Below are 19,421 nucleotides of genomic sequence, written 5' to 3'. Positions count from 1 at the left end.
ATTGATAAAATGCATAATGGACTAAAGTAACCGTAAACGGGAGGAACGTTTGTGCTGTATTATGTAATCGCACTTCTTATTATTGCAGCCGATCAATTGACAAAATGGCTTGTCGTTAAAAACATGGAGCTGGGACAAAGCATCCCGATCATTGATCAGGTATTCTATATCACCTCTCATCGCAATACGGGTGCTGCATGGGGGATATTAGCCGGTCAGATGTGGTTTTTCTACCTCATTACTACTGCGGTTATGATTGGCATTGTTTATTACATACAACGTTACACAAAAGGACAAAGGCTTCTTGGCGTTGCCCTCGGACTAATGCTTGGCGGTGCCATCGGCAACTTCATAGATCGGGCTGTCAGACAGGAAGTTGTAGATTTTATCCACGTCATCATTGTTGATTACAATTACCCGATTTTTAACATCGCGGACTCTTCACTATGCGTCGGCGTCATGCTTTTATTTATACAAATGCTGTTGGACAGCGGGAAAAAGAAAAAGGAGCAAGAGCATGAATCAAATTGATATAACCGCTACAGAAGAACAAAAAAGTGAGCGGATTGATAAATTTCTGGCATCGACTGAAAATGATTGGTCAAGAACCCAGGTGCAGCAATGGGTGAAAGACGGGCACGTTATCGTGAACGGAAACCCTGTAAAAGCGAATTATAAAATTCAGCCGGGTGATCAGGTGACTGTCACAATACCTGAACCTGAAGCGCTCGACGTACTGGCAGAACCTATGGATCTGGATGTTTACTATGAAGATCAGGATGTGCTGGTCGTTAATAAACCTCGCGGAATGGTCGTACACCCAGCTCCCGGACATCTTACGGGCACACTTGTAAACGGCCTTATGGCCCATTGTACGGACCTGTCCGGCATTAATGGCGTGATGCGTCCAGGGATCGTTCACAGAATCGATAAGGATACGTCCGGTTTATTGATGGTGGCGAAAAACGATATGGCACATGAGTCACTAGTAAACCAATTGGTCAATAAAACAGTCACGCGGAAATATACGGCGGTTGTCCATGGACTTATTTCTCATGATGATGGCACAATTGACGCGCCGATCGGACGGGATAAAAAAGACCGTCAAAGCATGACTGTGACGCGTGATGGAAAAAATGCTGTCACCCATTTTCATGTGCTGGAGCGTTTTCAGGATTTTTCGTTGGTGGAATGCCAGCTTGAAACAGGAAGGACGCACCAAATTCGTGTTCATATGAAATATATCGGATTCCCATTAGCAGGCGATCCAAAATACGGTCCGAGAAAAACAATCGATTTTAACGGTCAGGCTCTTCACGCCGGAATTTTAGGTTTCGATCATCCCCGCACTGGCGAATATATCGAATTTGAAGCGCCGCTTCCGGAGGATATGGCAGAATTAATCGAAAACCTTAGAAGAAATGGTTGACAGACTATTTCTTTTCTGAAATAATAAACGCAGCTGAATAGATTCTTTAAAACAGTCCAGAGAGGCTGAGAAGGATAACGGATAGACTGGGATGCGTGTATATGCGCGCACCTTGTCCCAAAACCCCTCTATGCTCTGGCAGGAGGGGTTTTTTCTTCTATATAAACAGTGAGGTGTCACACATTGAATCAAAAAGCTGTCATTCTCGACGAACAGGCAATCAGACGGGCGCTGACCAGAATTGCTCACGAAATGATCGAACGCAACAAAGGAATGAATAACTGCATCCTTGTCGGCATCAAGACGAGAGGGATTTACTTGGCAAAGCGTCTTGCGGAACGAATCGAACAGATTGAAGGGAACCCTGTCACAGTCGGTGAGATTGATATTACTCTTTACAGAGACGATCTTACTAAAAAAACGAGCAACGAAGAGCCTCTTGTGAAAGGCGCGGATATTCCGGTAAACATCACAGACCAAAAAGTCATTCTCGTTGACGATGTCCTGTATACAGGCAGAACGGTCAGAGCAGGTATGGATGCGCTTGTTGATGTGGGCAGACCTTCCTCCATTCAGCTGGCTGTGCTAGTTGACAGAGGGCATCGGGAGCTTCCGATTCGAGCGGATTATATCGGAAAAAACATCCCGACATCAAAGGCTGAAAAGGTTATGGTTCAGCTTGATGAAGTAGACGGAAACGATCTCGTCGCTATTTATGAAAATGAATAATAGATCACCTTTTTAAGGGCAATCCAGAGAGGTTGCAAAGAGGTGCACTACAAAGTCCCGAAAGTATTCGGCAGGTCTTTGTATGCCTCTTTGCGTAAAAATGAGCAAAGAGGTTTTTTTATACAGTCATTGAGTCATCCTAAAATGAACGTCAACGATCAGGGGGAAATCAACATGAGTAAGAAAAAAGTGAATTTAGGAATCAGGGATGTCCCGACACCTTTCTCTTGGGTTACATTCAGCTTGCAGCATTTGTTTGCGATGTTTGGTTCAACGATTTTAGTTCCGAAGCTGGTCGGAATGAGTCCTGCGGTAGCCCTGGTGACAAGCGGCATCGGAACACTTGCTTATCTTCTTATTACAAAAGGGCAAATTCCGGCGTATCTCGGTTCATCGTTTGCCTTTATTTCTCCAATCATACTGGTAAAAGCGACCGGTGGTCCGGGCGCGGCAATGGTCGGAGCGTTTCTGGCAGGATTAGTGTATGGACTGATTGCCTTATTGATCAGACAGCTTGGAACAGGATGGCTGATGAAAATTCTTCCGCCTATAGTCGTAGGACCTGTCATTATCGTCATTGGGCTGGGGCTTGCGAGCACCGCGGTAAACATGGCGATGTATGCTGATCCGAATGCGAGTGAATTGGTCTACAGCTTAAAGCATTTCAGTGTCGCAGGCGTTACGCTGGCGATCACGATTATTTGCGCGATTTTCTTACGAGGGTTTCTGAGCTTGATTCCGGTTTTGATCGGAATCATCGGCGGATACTTGTTTGCCCTTACTCAAGGGATTGTCAATTTCCAGCCAGTGCTTGACGCAAAATGGTTTGCAGTGCCTGAGTTTATCATCCCGTTCAAAGATTATTCACCGGCAGTAACACTCGGCATTGCAGCGGCTATGGTTCCTGTCGCGTTTGTGACGATGTCGGAGCATATCGGCCACCAAATGGTGCTGAGCAAAGTTGTTGGACAAGATTTCATTAAAAAACCGGGGTTGCATCGCTCCATTATGGGTGACAGCGTAGCGACAATCCTTGCTTCCTTGATCGGCGGTCCTCCGACAACAACTTACGGAGAAAACATTGGCGTACTGGCCATCACAAGAGTATTCAGCGTTTTTGTTATCGGCGGCGCGGCAGTGATTGCACTTTGCTTTGGTTTTATCGGCAAAATTTCAGCGCTGATCAGCTCAGTGCCGTCAGCGGTTATGGGAGGCGTTTCCTTCCTCTTGTTTGGAATCATCGCTTCGAGCGGTCTGAGAATGCTGATTGATAACAAAATTGATTATGAAAACAACAGAAACCTTATTATCACATCGGTGATCCTAGTGATCGGTGTAGGAGGCGCTTTTATTCAAGTGTCTCAAGGAGGATTCCAAGTGTCAGGCATGGCGCTTGCGGCAATTGTAGGTGTCATCTTAAACCTGATTCTTCCGCAAGCGAAGGAAGAGCAGGCAGACACTTCTGAACAACATCATATCTAAAACCTTTTAATGAAAGTCCAGAGAGGCTTGGAAGGGTTATGAAGAGAAGGAAGCTTTGATGCTGCCCTCTATTAACCACACCCCGAGTCTATCTAAGACCGGGGTTTTTTTCAGCCTAAAAGTTGAAATGAGAGGGGAAAAAATATGAAGCATTTAACGACGATGAGCGAACTCAGTATTGAGGAAATCAAAGATTTGCTTCAAACAGCACAAAACCTCAAAAACGGAAAAACAAACAATCAGCTTTCAGGAACATTTGCAGCAAATCTGTTTTTTGAACCAAGTACGAGAACGCGATTCAGCTTTGAAGTCGCGGAAAAAAAGCTCGGTATGAATGTGTTGAATCTGGATGGAACAAGCACAAGTGTGCAAAAAGGCGAAACCTTATATGACACGATCCGAACGCTCGAATCAATCGGTGTGGATGTGTGTGTGATCAGGCACAATGAGGATGAGTACTATAAAGAGCTTGTCAGCCAGATAAACATTCCCATTTTGAATGCGGGAGATGGATGCGGCCAGCACCCGACACAATCCTTGCTTGATTTAATGACAATTTATGAAGAGTTCCATACCTTCAACGGGCTTACCGTCTCCATTCACGGCGATATCAAGCACAGCAGAGTGGCTAGATCAAACGCGGAAGTCCTGACAAGACTAGGAGCCCACGTCTTGTTTTCTGGTCCTGCGGAATGGCAGGATGAAAAAAATCCATTCGGCACATATGTCTCAATGGATGAAGCGGTTGAATCTTCCGATGTCGTCATGCTGTTGCGCATTCAAAATGAAAGGCATCTGTCAGCTGTCAGTCAGGAAGGTTATTTAAATCAATACGGCTTGACCATAGAGCGGGCTGAGCGTCTGAAACAGCATGCGATTATTATGCACCCGGCTCCGGTAAACAGAGGAGTGGAGATTGATGACAGCTTAGTAGAAAGTGAAAAATCAAGAATCTTCAAACAAATGAAAAATGGTGTATTTATCAGAATGGCAGTGATACAGCGTGCCTTACAAACCAAAGTGAAAAGAGGAGAAGCAGCGTATGTCATATCTCATTAAAAACGGCTGGATACTTAACGAAAACGGTGAAAGAACAGAAGCGGACCTTCGAGTGACAGGAGAAATCATCTCAGAAATCGGCAAGCTTGACGCAGCTGAGGGAGAAACGGTCATTGATGCAAAAGGATTGCTCGTATCACCTGGATTTGTTGATCTCCACGTCCACTTCAGAGAGCCGGGCGGAGAGAAAAAAGAAACCATTAAAACCGGCGCAAAAGCAGCAGCGCGCGGCGGTTACACAACAGTAGCCGCAATGCCGAATACGCGGCCGGTTCCTGATACGAAGGAGCAGATGGAATGGGTGCAAAACCGTATTAACGAAACAGCATGCGTCAGAGTGCTTCCCTATGCATCCATTACGATCAGACAAATCGGTGATGAGATGACAAACTTTGAAACGTTAAAAGAAGCCGGGGCTTTTGCCTTTACAGATGACGGCGTCGGTATACAGACAGCAGGAATGATGTATGAAGCGATGAAACGGGCTGCGGCAATTGATAAAGCGGTTGTTGCGCATTGCGAAGACAACTCCTTAATTTACGGAGGAAGCGTTCATGAAGGGGTGTTCTCCAAAGAGAATGGCCTCAGCGGCATTCCTTCTGTGTGTGAATCGGTTCATATTGCCCGCGATGTGTTACTGGCTGAGGCGGCAAACTGCCATTACCATGTTTGCCATATCAGTACGAAAGAATCTGTCAGAGTCGTACGTGATGCGAAAAAAGCAGGAATCAGAGTGACAGCAGAAGTGACGCCACACCATTTGCTGCTTTGTGAGGAAGATATTCCAGGACTGGACACAAATTATAAAATGAATCCCCCTCTTCGCAGTGCGGAAGACAGAGCAGCTTTAATCGAAGGCCTTTTAGACGGAACCATTGATTTTATCGCAACAGATCATGCGCCGCATACAGAAGAAGAGAAAAACACAGAAATGAAACTGGCGCCATTCGGAATTGTCGGCTTAGAAACGGCGTTTCCGCTCCTATACACACACTTTGTCAAAAATGGCAGCTGGTCGTTAAAGCAGCTGATTGATTATATGACAATTAAACCATGTGAAGCGTTCGCTCTCCCGTACGGAACAATAAAACCGGGGCAAGCTGCTGACATTACATTAATTGATTTAGAAAAAGAAGCAGTTATAAACAAAGAGACATTTTTATCAAAAGGAAAAAATACACCTTTCAACGGCATCAGCTGCACCGGCTGGCCGGTCGCTACAATGGCAGCGGGGAAACTTGCTTATGAAGAAGGGAGACTTATCAAATGAAAAGACGATTAGTACTGGAAAACGGAGCGGTATTCGAGGGAGAAGCCTTCGGAAGCTTAGAGCACAGCATGGGAGAAGTCGTTTTCAACACTGGAATGACAGGCTATCAGGAAATTTTGTCTGATCCTTCTTACTGCGGGCAGATCGTCACATTAACGTATCCGCTTATCGGAAATTACGGCATCAACCGTGATGATTTTGAATCCATTACACCTTTTGTAAAAGGGCTGATCGTCAAAGAATTATGTGAACTTCCTTCCAATTGGCGTTCAGCATACACATTAGACGAGTATTTAAAAATGAAAAATATTCCGGGACTGCAGGGAATAGACACGAGAAAGCTGACAAGAATGATCCGTACGGCGGGCGCGCTAAAAGGAACGTTTGCTTCACCTGATGAAGAGGTTGAAGCAGTGCTGAAAAGATTGAACGAAAAGGAACTGCCGAGAAATCAAGTAGCTCAAGTATCTGCCAAAACAGCATATCCGAGCCCGGGAAGAGGCAAACGCATTGTCTTGGTTGACTTCGGCATGAAGCACGGAATTCTAAGAGAGCTGAACAAACGGAAATGTGACGTTATCGTTGTGCCTTTCAACATTACAGCGGAAGAGGTGCTTCAGCTGAAACCGGACGGAATCATGCTTTCTAACGGACCTGGAGACCCGAAAGATGTGCCTGAAGCGATTGAAATGATTAAAGGTGTTCTTGGAAAAGTGCCATTATTCGGAATATGTCTCGGCCATCAGTTATTCGCGCTGGCGTGCGGAGCGAATACTGAAAAAATGAAATTCGGCCACAGGGGTTCAAACCACCCGGTAAAAGAGCTGGCTACCGGAAAAGTCGCGTTAACATCTCAAAATCACGGCTATACAGTGTCCTCCATCAGCGAAACAGAACTGGAAGTGACGCATATCGCAATTAACGACGATACGATTGAAGGGCTGAAGCATAAAACACTTCCGGCATTTACGGTTCAATATCATCCCGAAGCTTCACCTGGCCCTGAGGATGCCAACCATCTATTTGACAGATTCATCGACATGATTGACACAACAGAGAAAGAAGGGGAAGCGGTATGCCAAAACGCGTAGACATTAACAAAATTTTAGTAATCGGATCTGGGCCGATCATCATCGGCCAAGCTGCAGAATTTGACTATGCGGGAACACAAGCCTGTCTTGCTTTGAAAGAAGAAGGCTATGAAGTCATCCTTGTCAACTCAAACCCGGCCACAATCATGACAGATACAGAAATGGCTGACCGGGTTTACATCGAACCGCTCACTCCTGAATTCCTGACGCGAATCATCAGAAAAGAGCGCCCAGATGCCATTCTTCCTACTCTTGGAGGCCAAACTGGTTTGAATCTTGCGGTTGAGCTTTCTGAAAGAGGCGTGCTGGAAGAGTGCGGCGTCGAAGTGCTTGGCACGAAGCTGTCTGCGATTCAGCAGGCTGAAGACCGCGACTTGTTCAGAACATTAATGAACGAATTGAATGAACCGGTGCCTGAAAGTGAGATCATCCACTCTCTGGAGGAAGCAGAAAACTTCGTCAGTCAAATTGGATTCCCTGTCATTGTCCGCCCGGCATATACATTAGGCGGAACAGGCGGAGGTATCTGCTCGAATGAAACTGAGCTGAAAGAAATTGTTGAAAACGGCTTAAAATTAAGCCCTGTTCATCAATGTCTGCTTGAAAAAAGCATTGCCGGCTATAAAGAAATCGAGTATGAAGTCATGAGAGACAGTCAGGATCACGCCATTGTCGTCTGTAATATGGAGAACATTGATCCAGTCGGAATTCACACTGGAGACAGTATTGTTGTCGCGCCGAGCCAAACGCTCAGCGACCGCGAATATCAGCTCTTAAGGAATGTGTCGTTAAAATTGATCCGCGCGCTTGGAATCGAAGGCGGATGTAACGTACAGCTCGCTTTAGATCCAGACAGCTTCCAATACTACATTATTGAAGTGAATCCGCGTGTCAGCCGTTCATCAGCTCTTGCGTCAAAAGCGACGGGATATCCGATTGCAAAGCTCGCTGCTAAAATCGCAGTCGGCCTTTCGTTAGATGAAATGATGAACCCTGTGACAGGAAAAACATATGCAGCATTTGAACCGGCTCTTGACTATGTCGTCTCCAAAATTCCGCGCTGGCCGTTTGATAAGTTTGAATCAGCAAACAGAAAGCTTGGCACGCAAATGAAAGCGACGGGAGAGGTCATGGCGATCGGCCGCACGCTTGAAGAATCATTGCTGAAGGCTGTGCGTTCACTGGAAGCGGATGTGTATCATCTTGAGCTGAAGGATGCCGCTGACATTTCCGATGAGCTGTTGGAAAAACGAATCAAAAAGGCCGGTGACGAACGCTTATTCTACTTAGCTGAGGCATATAGAAGAGGCTACACCGTAGAAGACCTTCATGAATTTTCCGCGATCGATGTCTTCTTCTTGCATAAGCTGTTCGGAATCGTGCAGTTTGAAAAAGAACTGAAGGCAAAAGCGGGGGATCCGAACGTACTGAGACAGGCAAAAGAATTTGGATTCTCTGATAAGTACATCAGCCGTGAGTGGAAAATGAAAGAATCGGAGCTTTACAGCTTAAGAAAACAAACGGGAATTACACCGGTATTCAAAATGGTAGATACATGTGCGGCCGAATTTGAATCAGAAACGCCATACTTCTACAGCACATATGAAGAAGAAAATGAGTCTGTCGTTACGGATAAGAAAAGTGTGATCGTGCTTGGCTCCGGTCCGATTCGAATCGGTCAGGGTGTTGAGTTCGACTATGCGACTGTTCACTCTGTGTGGGCAATTAAACAGGCAGGCTATGAAGCCATTATTGTCAATAACAATCCGGAAACCGTTTCAACAGATTTCAGTATCTCAGACAAGCTGTACTTTGAACCGCTCACAATTGAAGATGTCATGCACATCATTGACCTCGAACAGCCAATGGGCGTTGTCGTGCAATTCGGCGGGCAAACTGCCATTAATCTTGCGGACGAGCTTTCTGCACGCGGTGTAAACATCCTTGGGACTTCGTTAGAAGATATAGATCGTGCAGAAGACCGGGATAAATTTGAGCAAGCGCTTGGAGACCTTGGTGTACCGCAGCCGCTAGGCAAAACAGCGACATCAGTGGATCAGGCGGTAAGGATCGCGGGTGATATCGGTTATCCGGTTCTGGTGCGCCCTTCCTATGTACTGGGCGGCCGGGCAATGGAGATTGTATATCAAGAAGAAGAACTGCTTCATTATATGACAAATGCAGTCAAAATCAATCCGCAGCACCCTGTGTTAATTGACAGGTATTTAACAGGGAAAGAAATTGAAGTGGACGCAGTATCTGACGGTGAAACAGTTGTCATCCCGGGTATTATGGAGCACATTGAACGTGCCGGTGTTCACTCCGGAGACTCAATCGCTGTTTATCCGCCTCAATCTCTCACAGAGGACATTAAGAAAAAAATCGAACAATACACGATCGCACTTGCTAAAGGGCTGAACATTGTCGGTTTGCTCAATATTCAATTCGTCTTATCACAAGGCGAGGTGTACGTGCTCGAAGTAAATCCGAGATCAAGCAGAACGGTACCGTTCTTAAGCAAAATCACGGGTATCCCAATGGCAAATCTCGCAACAAAAGTCATTCTCGGACAAAAGCTGGCGGCGTTTGGCTATACAGAGGGCCTTCAGCCTGAACAGCAGGGTGTATTTGTAAAAGCGCCGGTCTTCTCCTTCGCCAAGCTGAGAAGAGTGGACATTACGTTAGGGCCTGAAATGAAATCAACTGGTGAGGTCATGGGGAAAGATTCCACTCTAGAAAAGGCGCTCTATAAAGCCCTGATTGCTTCAGGCATTCAAATCCCGAACTACGGTTCCGTGCTTTTAACAGTGGCTGATAAAGACAAAGAAGAAGGACTTGCCATTGCTAAGCGATTCCATGCGATTGGCTATAACATTTTAGCGACGGAAGGAACGGCAGGGCGTTTAAAAGAAGCTTCCATTCCAGCTAAGGTCGTCGGGAAAATCGGACAGGACGGCCCGAATCTGCTTGATGTGATCAGAAACGGAGAAGCACAGTTTGTCATCAATACGCTGACAAAAGGAAAACAGCCGGCAAGAGACGGCTTTCGAATCAGACGTGAATCGGTAGAAAACGGTGTTGCCTGTTTAACATCTTTAGATACGGCAGAAGCGATATTGAGAGTGCTGGAAAGCATGACATTCCGTGCTGACCAAATGCCGGCAGTCAACACAAATCAGGAGGCGGCAGTCACTATATGAAAAAAGCGTATTTGACAGTATGTTCTAACCAGCAAATTGCAGACCGGGTGTATCAAATGGTTCTGAAAGGGGAGCTTGTCCAAGGGTTTACAACCCCGGGACAGTTCCTTCACCTTAAAGTGAGTGAAGCGGTTACGCCTCTTTTGAGAAGGCCGATCAGCATCGCGGATGTCAACTTTGAAAAAAATGAAGTCACCATCATTTACCGAGTAGATGGAGAAGGAACAAGGCTTTTATCGCTGAAGCACCAGGGAGAGCTTGTGGATGTCCTCGGGCCTTTGGGGAATGGCTTTCCTGTCAACGAAATCCAACCCGGAACGACGGCTTTGCTGGTAGGAGGCGGTGTAGGTGTGCCCCCTCTTCAAGAGCTGTCGAAACGCTTGAATGAAAAAGGGGTTAAGGTCATCCACGTTTTAGGATTCCAATCGGCAAAGGATGTTTTTTACGAAGAAGAATGCCGGCAGTATGGAGACACGTATGTGGCGACAGCCGATGGGAGCTACGGGGAAACCGGGTTTGTCACCGATGTGATCAAACAGAAAAATCTGGCGTTTGACATTCTCCTCAGCTGCGGGCCGACACCGATGCTGAGGGCGTTAAAACAAGAATATGCCCATAAAGAAGTTTATCTGTCCATGGAGGAACGAATGGGCTGCGGAATCGGCGCATGCTTCGCGTGTGTGTGCCATACAAACGAAAGTGAGACATCGTACGTCAAAGTATGTCTCGACGGGCCTGTATTTAAAGCTCAGGAGGTGGTGCTGTAATGCTAGAGGTGAAATTGCCGGGACTTGATTTGAAAAATCCGATCATTCCAGCCTCAGGCTGCTTCGGTTTTGGAAAAGAGTTTGCGCGTTTTTATGATTTATCTTGTCTCGGAGCGATCATGATCAAAGCTACGACAAAAGAGCCTCGCTTTGGTAATCCGACACCGAGGGTAGCTGAGACTGGCGCTGGAATGCTCAATGCGATCGGCCTCCAAAATCCCGGGCTGGAAAGTGTTTTGCAAAATGAGCTGCCATGGCTCGAGCGGTTTGATACGCCGATCATTGCCAATGTCGCAGGTTCTCAAGTCGAGGATTATGTCGAAGTCGCGGAGCATATCAGCAAAGCGCCTAATGTCCATGCGCTTGAATTGAACATTTCCTGTCCGAATGTGAAAACAGGCGGAATCGCTTTTGGCACAAACCCTGAAATGGCTGCTGATGTAACGAAAGCGGTTAAAGAGGTATCGGATGTGCCCGTTTATGTGAAGCTTTCCCCGAACGTGGCAAATATTACAGAAATTGCATCAGCGATTGAAGAGGCGGGAGCGGACGGTCTTACAATGATTAACACATTAATCGGCATGAGGCTTGATTTAAAATCAGGCAAGCCGATATTAGCGAATAAAACAGGGGGGCTTTCCGGCCCTGCCGTCAAGCCGGTTGCCATCCGTATGGTGCATGAAGTCAGCCAGGCGGTCAATATCCCGATTATCGGTATGGGAGGCGTGCAGACGGCTGAAGACGCACTGGAGTTTCTTCTCGCGGGAGCAAGCGCAGTCGCTGTGGGAACAGCGAACTTTGTGAACCCTTTTGCATGCCCGGACATCATTGAACAGCTTCCAGCTGTTTTACATCAATACGGCTATCAATCAATTGAAGAATGCATCGGAAGGAGCTGGAATCATGAAAAACAACCTGCCCATCATCGCGCTTGATTTTGCATCAGCCGAAGAAACACTTGCATTCTTAGCGCTTTTTCAGCAAGAACCGTTATTTGTAAAGGTGGGAATGGAGCTTTTTTATCAAGAAGGGCCATCTATCGTGAAACAGCTAAAAGAAAGAAATTGCGAGCTGTTTTTAGATTTAAAGCTTCATGATATCCCGACCACTGTAAATAAAGCGATGAAGCGTCTTGCAAGCCTCGGAGTGGATCTCGTCAATGTCCATGCGGCCGGGGGCAAAAAAATGATGCAGGCAGCTATGGAAGGCTTAGAAGAAGGGACACCGTCAGGAAAAAAACGCCCATCTCTTATCGCGGTAACCCAGCTGACAAGCACATCTGAACAAATAATGAAAAATGAACTGCTGATCGAAAAGCCTCTGATCGACACGGTTGTGCACTATAGCAAACTGGCGGAAGAAAGCGGGCTTGATGGCGTGGTCTGCTCTGTTCATGAAGCAAAAGCCATTTACCAAGCGGTATCACCTTCATTTCTGACTGTCACTCCGGGGATCAGAATGTCAAAGGACACGGCGAATGACCAAATCCGCGTAGCAACACCTGCCGCTGCAAGAGAAAAAGGTTCATCAGCGATTGTGGTAGGACGCTCAATTACAAAAGCGAAAGACCCGGTAAAAGCTTATGAAGCTGTCAGACTCGAATGGGAGGGAATCAAACAATGAAACAAACCATCGCAAAACATCTATTAGACATCCAAGCTGTATTTTTACGCCCAAACGAGCCATTTACGTGGGCAAGCGGTATTTTATCGCCAATCTACTGTGACAACCGTCTGACGCTATCATTCCCTGAGGTCAGAAATGATGTCGCCGCAGGCATCAGCAAGCTTGTCGAAGAGCATTTTCCTGAAGCTGAAATGATTGCGGGAACAGCAACAGCCGGTATTCCTCATGCTGCTCTAGCGGCTGACCGTTTACATTTGCCGATGTGTTATGTGAGAAGCAAACCGAAAGCGCACGGAAAAGGCAATCAGATTGAGGGGGCAGTGCAAAAAGGGCAAAAAACGGTCGTGATTGAAGATTTAATCTCCACAGGGGGAAGCGTACTTGAAGCTGCGGCAGCTTTGCAAGCGGCTGGCTGTGAAGTGCTCGGTGTCGTCTCCATCTTTACGTACGGTCTCCCTAAAGCGCAGGAAGCCTTCACAAAAGCAGAACTGCCATACTACTCTTTGACGGATTATGATACGCTCACAGAGGTCGCGCTCGAAAACGGAAAGATTCAGTCAGACGATCTGGAAAAGCTGAAAACGTGGAAACGAAATCCCGAGTCAAAAGATTGGTTTAAAAAGTAAAAAATAAATTTTGATGATATACAAAGGGTTCAAAACCTTGATGTGATTGAAAACAGGCCTATGGGTCTGTTTTTTTATTAATCCTATCAAAAAAGTCGGGTTGACTTATGTTAGAATTGTGCTAAAATTTACTACAAATCTAAAAACTTATCAAGAGCGGCTGAGGGACTGGACCTATGAAGCCCGGCAACCTGCAATAGTTTGTAAGGTGCTACTTCCAGCAAAATGAATCCATTTTGAAAGATAAGGGCTGTATGCTGTTCCTGTCTTTCTTTCCGCCGGATTGAAAGTTTTTTGTTTTAAGAGGAAGAAAGGCTGTCTGTCATAACAGCAGCCGCACATCACATTACAAATGGGAAAAGACAACCGGCAGAAAGCTACTGTTTGTTTGTCTCCGAAAGGAGGAATGAGAAATGTTAACGTATGATAATTGGGAAGAACCAACGATTACATTTCCCGAAGACGATCCTTATAAAGGAGCGCTGTCAGTTTTAAAATGGGCATACGGCCATTATGGCAATGAGCTTGTTTATGCCTGCAGTTTCGGAATTGAGGGGATCGTTCTCATTGACTTAATTTATAAAGTGAAAAAAGACGCAGAGATTGTGTTCCTTGATACAGGGCTTCATTTTAAAGAAACCTATGAAACGATTGAGCGAGTGAAAGAGCGTTATCCGGGTCTTAATATCATTTTGAAAAAACCAGACCTTACCCTTGAGGAACAAGCCGAAGAACATGGGGACAAATTGTGGGAAAGAGAGCCGAATCAGTGCTGCTATCTTAGAAAGATCGTTCCTTTACGAGAGGCGCTTTCAGGACATCCAGCTTGGCTGTCTGGTCTGCGCCGCGATCAAGGACCGAGCCGCGCCAATACGAACTTCTTAAACAAAGATGAAAAATTCAAATCAGTAAAAGTATGCCCGCTCATCCATTGGACTTGGAAAGACATATGGAGATACACATCCCGGAATGAGCTGGACTACAATCCGCTTCATGACCAAGGATATCCAAGTATTGGCTGTGCGCCTTGTACGGCGCCTGCTTTTACCGCAGAGGATTTACGTTCAGGCAGATGGAATGGTATGGCGAAAACAGAATGCGGACTGCATGAATAAGGAGCTGGAAAATGGAACTAGCCGCTATTTTATTTAGCTTGTTTTTCGCAATGAATATTGGCGCGAGCGGTGCAGCGGCTTCGATGGGAGTCGCTTATGGCTCTGGAGCCGTCAAAAGAAAAACCTACGCTTTAATCCTGTGTGCAGTCGGCGTACTGTCAGGGGCGGTCATTGGCGGAGGCGAGGTCGTCAAAACCATCAGCTCCGGGATTATCCCCGAACAGACGATTACACTGACGATTGTTTGCATCATTATTGGAGCCGCTGCGCTTTCGCTTTTTACGGCTAATCTTCTTGGCATTCCTTTATCGACAAGCGAAGTAACAGTCGGTGCTGTTGTCGGAGTGGGAGTGGCTTACAAAGTATTGTTTGTAAACAAAATTTTGGTCATTGTGTCGTTTTGGATTGTTGTCCCGCTGTTCGCCTTCGCTTTCACTTATTTCGTATCTAAGCTGTTTCGTTATTTTAAAATTGAAATTAAATCTTCTAAAAAGCAAAAAATCCTTGGCATTGTTTTGTTAGGTGCCGGATTTTTCGAAGCATTTTCTGCCGGCATGAACAATGTTGCAAATGCCGTTGGCCCATTAGTTGCGGCCGGTGTGCTTGATGTGGCGAAAGGAACCTTGTACGGGGGAATTTTTGTTGCTCTTGGCGCGCTGTTATTAGGCCGGCGGGTATTAGAGACAAACGGGAAGAAAATTACGAGATTCGCAAAAGGCGAAGGCATTCTCTTATCCGGTACAGGTGCCGGACTGGTGATCATCAGTTCTGTATTTGGGATGCCGGTGCCTTTAGCGCAAGTCACGTCATCATCAATTATCGGAATCGGCATGGCCAAAAACGGCCCGAACGTGTTTCATAAACAAGTCGTTCAAACGATGCTGAAGGTATGGATTGTATCTCCGTTTTTATCCTTATCGATTTCTTATCTTCTTGTATCTTTGTTTTTAAAAGGTGATTATTATTCAATCTTTATTATGGTAAGTGTGCTTTTAGCGGCAGGCGGTGCCATCAGCCTGACAAAGGCCATTCGCAAAGAGAGACGCACTGTCCACGAACAAGGCGGGGGAATCTGACCATTAATCTGAGTTAATCTATAAGTAAACTAGGAGGAAATTGATATTATGAGCTTAGCACCACACGGAGGAACATTAGTAAACAGAGTAGATGAATCATATGATGTGAGCGGTATTCAAAAAGAAATTGAACTTGATTTAATTTCTTTCGCAGATTTGGAATTAATGGGGATCGGCGCATACAGCCCGATCGAAGGCTTCTTTAATGAAAAAGATTACGTATCTGTTGTCGAAAACATGCGTCTTTTTTCAGGTGTTGTCTGGTCCCTTCCAATCACGCTTCCGGTCGATGCGGAGAAAGCAGCGGAACTGTCAATCGGCGAAACGGTTAAGTTAACATATGAAGGAGAAACATACGGGGTTATCCAAGTTGAAGATCTATACGTGCCTGATAAACAAAAAGAAGCGGTCAATGTATACAAAACGGATGAGCAAGAGCACCCGGGTGTTAAAAAGCTGTTCAGCCGCGGCAATACATATGTCGGCGGACCAATCACTTTGATTAAAAAAGCATCAAAGCAGTTTCCTGAGTTTACGTTTGAACCAGCCGAAACAAGACGCCAGTTTGCGGAAAAAGGCTGGGAAACCATTGTCGGTTTCCAAACAAGAAATCCTGTTCACAGAGCGCATGAATACATTCAAAAAACAGCTCTTGAAACAGTAGACGGCTTGTTCTTAAACCCGCTGGTAGGTGAAACGAAATCTGATGACATCCCGGCTGATGTACGGATGGAAAGCTACCAAGTCCTTCTTGATAATTATTATCCGAAAGACCGAGTGTTCCTCGGCGTCTTTTTAGCAGCGATGCGTTATGCAGGGCCGAGAGAAGCGATTTTTCACGCACTGGTTAGAAAGAACTACGGCTGCACGCATTTCATCGTCGGCCGCGATCATGCGGGTGTAGGTGACTATTACGGCACATACGAGGCGCAGGAGCTGTTCGATACATTTAAACCCGAAGAGCTGGGGATTACACCGCTGAAATTCGAGCATAGCTTCTTCTGTGAAAAATGTGGAAATATGGGGACGGCGAAAACGTGCCCTCACGGCAGAGAACATCACGTTATTTTATCAGGCACTAAGGTAAGAGGCATGCTGAGAGATGGTATCCTCCCGCCAGCAGAATTCAGCCGAGCGGAAGTGGTAGAAGTGTTAATCAGAGGAATGAAGAAAAAAGAAGAAGCAGGCGTATCTTAAGGAGGACTGGCAGTGACAAATCGCGATATTGTATGGCATGAAGCGTCTATTACAAAAGAAGAATACCAGCAAAAAAACAAGCACAAAAGTTCCATTCTCTGGCTGACAGGGTTAAGCGGCTCAGGCAAATCAACCATTGCCAATGCTGCTGCGAGAGAATTGTTTGAGCAGGGCTACCAAGTTATTGTGCTGGACGGGGATAATATCCGCCACGGCTTAAATAAGGATCTTGGTTTTTCTGATGAAGACCGTAAAGAAAACATCCGCCGCATCGGAGAGGTGGCAAAGCTTTTTGTTCAGCAGGGAACCATTGTAATTACTGCTTTTATCTCTCCTTTCCGGGAGGACAGAGAGCAGGTTCGCCAGCTTGTGGCAGCAGGCGAATTCAATGAGATATACATTAAATGCGACCTCGATATTTGTGAACAAAGAGATCCGAAAGGGCTCTACAAAAAAGCAAGAAACGGAGAAATTCCTTTCTTTACAGGAATTGATTCTCCTTATGAAGAACCAAAAGCACCGGAGCTCGTTCTTGATTCAGGACAGCAGGATCGTGAAGCATGCAAAAACCAGCTGATCGAGTTTGTTAAACAAAAATTGAGCTGAATGTGATCTGCTGTGTTCTTCTCAGATGCCGGAATGCAAGCGAGAATAACATTACAGCGAATGCTCTGGAAGAACTCGAATAGATCGGGGGAAATACGATGGGGAAAGTATATATTGTAGGAGCGGGTCCCGGTGACCCTGATCTGCTGACAATTAAAGCGCTGAAAGCCATTGAAAAAGCGGATGTCATTTTATATGACAGATTAGTAAATGAAGAGATTTTGCAATATGCTAAAGAGCAAGCCGACCTGATCTACTGCGGGAAGCTTCCAGATTTTCATACGATGAATCAGGAAACCATCAATCGATTTCTTGTGAAGTATGCGCAAAAAGGGAAAACCGTTGTCAGACTGAAAGGCGGAGACCCTTTTGTGTTCGGCAGAGGAGGGGAAGAAGCGGAATGCCTTTATGAAAATGGAGTTTCGTTTGAAATCGTCCCCGGCATTACGTCAGGCATCGCGGCAGCCGCTTATGCCGGAATTCCTGTTACTCATCGGAATGCGGGCTCTAATGTCGCATTTGTAACGGGCCACTATAAAAACGAAGAAGATTTTGAAGAAAAGTGGAAAGCGATCGCTACGGGAATTGATACACTTGTCATTTATATGGGGATCAAAAACGTACAGCAGATTGAAAGGAAACTTCTTGAAAACGGACGGGATGGTTCTACGCCGGCAGCCTTTATTCACTGGGGAACAACGGACAAGCAAAAATCTGTTTTTTGTACAGTTGACACCCTTTCAGAAACGGTGATAAAAGAAGACATTAAAAATCCGAGTTTAATTGTCATTGGAAATGTTGTAAATTATCACTATAAGCTGGAATGGTTTGAATCTGAGCTGAAAAAACAAGATTTAAGCGAGGCGTTGTAAAATGAAACAAGCGATTTTATATGTCGGTCACGGCAGCCGGGTAAAAAAAGCGCAGCAAGAAGCCGCGGCTTTTTTGGAAGGATGCAAGGCGCATATCTCTGCGCCTGTACAGGAAATCAGCTTTTTAGAGCTTCAGGAGCCGTCAATTGAGGAAGGATTTGAAGCGTGTGTGAAGCAAGGCGCGACTCATATCGCAGTGGTGCCTCTGCTTCTTTTAACAGCTGCGCATGCAAAATATGATATTCCCGAAGAAATTGCGCGCGCTGCATCCCGCTATCCTTCAGTCCGCATTTCGTACGGAAATCCGATTGGAATTGATGAAGAAGTAGTCAAAGCCGTCTATCACCGAATGAAAGATATAGGAGTTCCGTATGAAAATGCCAGAGTCGTGCTCATCGGGAGGGGAAGTTCAGATCCCGCTGTAAAAAGAGACGTAAAAGGTATTGCCAGCCTTCTTCAACATATGATTCCGGTCAAGGAAGTCATCCCGTGCTTTTTAACAGCATGCGGTCCAAATTACAAAGAGGTTTTTTCAGAACTCAAAACAGATGACGGCTTGACCACATTCGTCGTTCCATATTTGCTTTTTACGGGTATGTTGATGAAAGAAATCGAACGAGAGGTTCAGAAATTAAAGGCTTATAATCCAAATGTCTATCTCTCTTCCTATATCGGTTTCCACCCTCATGTAAAAAACGCATTTTTGAACCGAGTGAGAGAAACTGCCGAAAATCCTAAGGGGCAATTTGATTTTGACGGAGGTCCATATGCTCCCGCTGCACATTAGCCTGGAAAAGAAAAAGGTTGTCATTGCGGGAGGCGGCAGCATCGCTCTCAGGAGGCTGAAAACAGTGCTTTCTGAGGGGGCTGATATTACGCTTGTCAGTCCGGAGGTTGAACCGGAGATCAAGCAGATGGCAGACAATCACCGCATCAGATTGATCAGCCGCGCGATTGAGAAAGAAGATTACCAAGACGCTTTTTTGATTATTGCCGCGACGGATAATGCGGCAGTGAACAAAGAAATTGCCCACTCCGTTTCGCCTTTTCAGCTTGTCAATTGTGTCAGTGATGCTGAGCTTGGCAACGTGTACATACCGAAAATTGTAAAAAGAGGGCATGTCACAGTGTCTGTTTCGACAAACGGAGCCAGTCCGAAGCACACAAAGCAGCTGGCTGAAAAAGTGAATGAGCAAATTGACGGCGATTTTGTTGCCGAAGTTGACAGCCTTTATCAAATAAGAAGGAAGAAATAAGCCAGAGCGTACAATGCTCT

The 19,421-nt window shown here is 45.8% G+C and carries 19 protein-coding genes and 1 riboswitch; all 19 genes read left to right on the top strand.

The genetic code is table 11. The features are described 5' to 3' along the window. Positions 1-51: 51 nt before the first annotated feature. The 19 genes from lspA (at position 52) to sirC (ending at position 19,401) form a co-directional block, all read left to right on the top strand. A complete protein-coding gene (gene lspA, locus AAGG74_RS05975) occupies positions 52-531 on the top strand; it encodes a signal peptidase II (RefSeq protein ID WP_162101521.1) in 480 nt (159 codons plus the stop codon). Next, positions 518-1,429, top strand: coding sequence for an RluA family pseudouridine synthase (locus AAGG74_RS05970; RefSeq protein WP_429674790.1), 912 nt, complete (start codon positions 518-520; stop codon positions 1,427-1,429). Before lspA ends, AAGG74_RS05970 begins: the two co-directional genes overlap by 14 nt. Positions 1,430-1,612: 183 nt before the next feature. After that, positions 1,613-2,158, top strand: a complete 546-nt coding sequence (gene pyrR, locus AAGG74_RS05965; protein ID WP_429674789.1) for a bifunctional pyrimidine operon transcriptional regulator/uracil phosphoribosyltransferase — start codon at positions 1,613-1,615, stop codon at positions 2,156-2,158. Positions 2,159-2,332: 174 nt separating this feature from the next. After that, a complete protein-coding gene (gene pyrP / locus AAGG74_RS05960; RefSeq protein ID WP_429674788.1) occupies positions 2,333-3,640 on the top strand; it encodes a uracil permease PyrP in 1,308 nt (435 codons plus the stop codon). Between the two features lie 144 nt (positions 3,641-3,784). Further along, entirely contained in the window at positions 3,785-4,699 is a 915-nt protein-coding gene (locus tag AAGG74_RS05955) for an aspartate carbamoyltransferase catalytic subunit (protein ID WP_429674787.1), read from the top strand. After that, on the top strand, positions 4,683-5,969 hold the full coding sequence (locus tag AAGG74_RS05950; RefSeq protein WP_429674786.1) for a dihydroorotase: 1,287 nt from the start codon (positions 4,683-4,685) through the stop codon (positions 5,967-5,969). The genes AAGG74_RS05955 and AAGG74_RS05950 overlap by 17 nt, the downstream gene beginning before the upstream one ends. Beyond that, a complete protein-coding gene (locus tag AAGG74_RS05945; protein WP_429674785.1) occupies positions 5,966-7,060 on the top strand; it encodes a carbamoyl phosphate synthase small subunit in 1,095 nt (364 codons plus the stop codon). Before AAGG74_RS05950 ends, AAGG74_RS05945 begins: the two co-directional genes overlap by 4 nt. Next, positions 7,045-10,260 (top strand): carbamoyl-phosphate synthase (glutamine-hydrolyzing) large subunit, encoded by a 3,216-nt coding sequence (gene carB, locus AAGG74_RS05940; protein WP_429674784.1) that lies wholly within the window; start codon positions 7,045-7,047, stop codon positions 10,258-10,260. The genes AAGG74_RS05945 and carB overlap by 16 nt, the downstream gene beginning before the upstream one ends. Then, positions 10,257-11,027 carry a dihydroorotate oxidase B electron transfer subunit gene (pyrK, locus tag AAGG74_RS05935; protein WP_429674783.1) on the top strand — a complete coding sequence of 257 codons (771 nt, stop codon included), beginning with the start codon at positions 10,257-10,259 and terminating at the stop codon, positions 11,025-11,027. The genes carB and pyrK overlap by 4 nt, the downstream gene beginning before the upstream one ends. Further along, positions 11,027-11,962 carry a dihydroorotate dehydrogenase gene (locus AAGG74_RS05930; protein WP_429674782.1) on the top strand — a complete coding sequence of 312 codons (936 nt, stop codon included), beginning with the start codon at positions 11,027-11,029 and terminating at the stop codon, positions 11,960-11,962. The genes pyrK and AAGG74_RS05930 overlap by 1 nt, the downstream gene beginning before the upstream one ends. After that, a complete protein-coding gene (gene pyrF / locus AAGG74_RS05925; RefSeq protein ID WP_429674781.1) occupies positions 11,931-12,650 on the top strand; it encodes an orotidine-5'-phosphate decarboxylase in 720 nt (239 codons plus the stop codon). Before AAGG74_RS05930 ends, pyrF begins: the two co-directional genes overlap by 32 nt. Beyond that, positions 12,647-13,279 (top strand): orotate phosphoribosyltransferase, encoded by a 633-nt coding sequence (gene pyrE, locus AAGG74_RS05920; protein WP_429674780.1) that lies wholly within the window; start codon positions 12,647-12,649, stop codon positions 13,277-13,279. Before pyrF ends, pyrE begins: the two co-directional genes overlap by 4 nt. Positions 13,280-13,423: 144 nt before the next feature. Continuing rightward, positions 13,424-13,529, top strand: a riboswitch (SAM riboswitch). Positions 13,530-13,692: 163 nt separating this feature from the next. Continuing rightward, entirely contained in the window at positions 13,693-14,394 is a 702-nt protein-coding gene (locus AAGG74_RS05915) for a phosphoadenylyl-sulfate reductase (RefSeq protein WP_162101533.1), read from the top strand. Positions 14,395-14,405: 11 nt separating this feature from the next. After that, the gene (gene cysP, locus AAGG74_RS05910; protein ID WP_162101534.1) at positions 14,406-15,470 is read left to right on the top strand and encodes a sulfate permease; all 1,065 of its coding nucleotides are present in this window, start codon (positions 14,406-14,408) and stop codon (positions 15,468-15,470) included. 48 nt (positions 15,471-15,518) lie between these two features. After that, positions 15,519-16,667 carry a sulfate adenylyltransferase gene (gene sat, locus AAGG74_RS05905; protein WP_225494068.1) on the top strand — a complete coding sequence of 383 codons (1,149 nt, stop codon included), beginning with the start codon at positions 15,519-15,521 and terminating at the stop codon, positions 16,665-16,667. Between the two features lie 12 nt (positions 16,668-16,679). Next, positions 16,680-17,273, top strand: a complete 594-nt coding sequence (gene cysC / locus AAGG74_RS05900; protein WP_162101536.1) for an adenylyl-sulfate kinase — start codon at positions 16,680-16,682, stop codon at positions 17,271-17,273. Positions 17,274-17,371: 98 nt separating this feature from the next. Continuing rightward, positions 17,372-18,145, top strand: a complete 774-nt coding sequence (gene cobA, locus AAGG74_RS05895; RefSeq protein WP_429674779.1) for a uroporphyrinogen-III C-methyltransferase — start codon at positions 17,372-17,374, stop codon at positions 18,143-18,145. Position 18,146: 1 nt separating this feature from the next. Next, on the top strand, positions 18,147-18,932 hold the full coding sequence (sirB, locus tag AAGG74_RS05890) for a sirohydrochlorin chelatase (protein ID WP_429674778.1): 786 nt from the start codon (positions 18,147-18,149) through the stop codon (positions 18,930-18,932). Continuing rightward, positions 18,913-19,401 (top strand): precorrin-2 dehydrogenase, encoded by a 489-nt coding sequence (gene sirC, locus AAGG74_RS05885; protein ID WP_429675241.1) that lies wholly within the window; start codon positions 18,913-18,915, stop codon positions 19,399-19,401. The genes sirB and sirC overlap by 20 nt, the downstream gene beginning before the upstream one ends. The last annotated feature ends 20 nt before the right edge of the window (positions 19,402-19,421 follow it).

The organism is Bacillus mexicanus, from assembly GCF_050445615.1.
GTDB lineage: Bacteria > Bacillota > Bacilli > Bacillales > Bacillaceae > Bacillus > Bacillus mexicanus.
The sequence above is the reverse complement of the archived record's forward strand: the minus strand, read 5'-3'. Positions and strand labels throughout refer to the sequence as shown.